The sequence below is a fragment of the Citrobacter sp. VF227 genome (assembly GCF_052950715.1).
Map to the genome: position 1 here is coordinate 1 of NZ_JBRFVF010000312.1, position 489 is coordinate 489.

Genomic DNA, 489 nt, shown 5'->3' on the forward strand with positions numbered 1-489 from the left:
CCTGCGGGGCACTGCCCCGGCCCAGCTCCGGTCGGGCATGCAGTTCCCCGTGATAGATCGCCGCGCCGCCCAGCACCACGCCCAGCGCACCGGCCCCTGCGGCCATCACCGGGCCGGCATTGGGGCTGTCCCACAAGGGCGCCTGGGTACGCCAGCAACGCAGCGCGCGACGGGTCCGGCCGAGCAAGGCATAGGTCAGGGCGACCAGCCGTGCCGGCACGTAATTGAGCAGATCGTCGATGCGCGCCGCGGCCCAGCCAAAGCGCTCGAAGCGCGCGTTGCGATAGCCCCACATGGCGTCCAGCGTGTTGCTCAGTCGGTACAGCACCACACCCGGCGCACCCGCGACGATGAACCAGAACAGCGCGGCGAACACCGCATCCCTGCCGTTCTCCAGCACCGACTCGGTGGCGGCACGGGCCACGCCCCCTTCATCCAGCTGCCTGGTGTCTCGGCTGACGATGCAGGCCACCCGCCGACGCGCCTCGG

General features: G+C 71.4%; 1 protein-coding gene. It reads right to left on the bottom strand.

Annotation, left to right across the window (positions count from 1 at the left end):
- Positions 1-472: CobD/CbiB family cobalamin biosynthesis protein (locus tag ACU8YC_RS26480; protein ID WP_446896192.1), on the bottom strand; the 472-nt coding region annotated here is incomplete at its 3' end.
- Between the last annotated feature and the right edge of the window lie 17 nt (positions 473-489).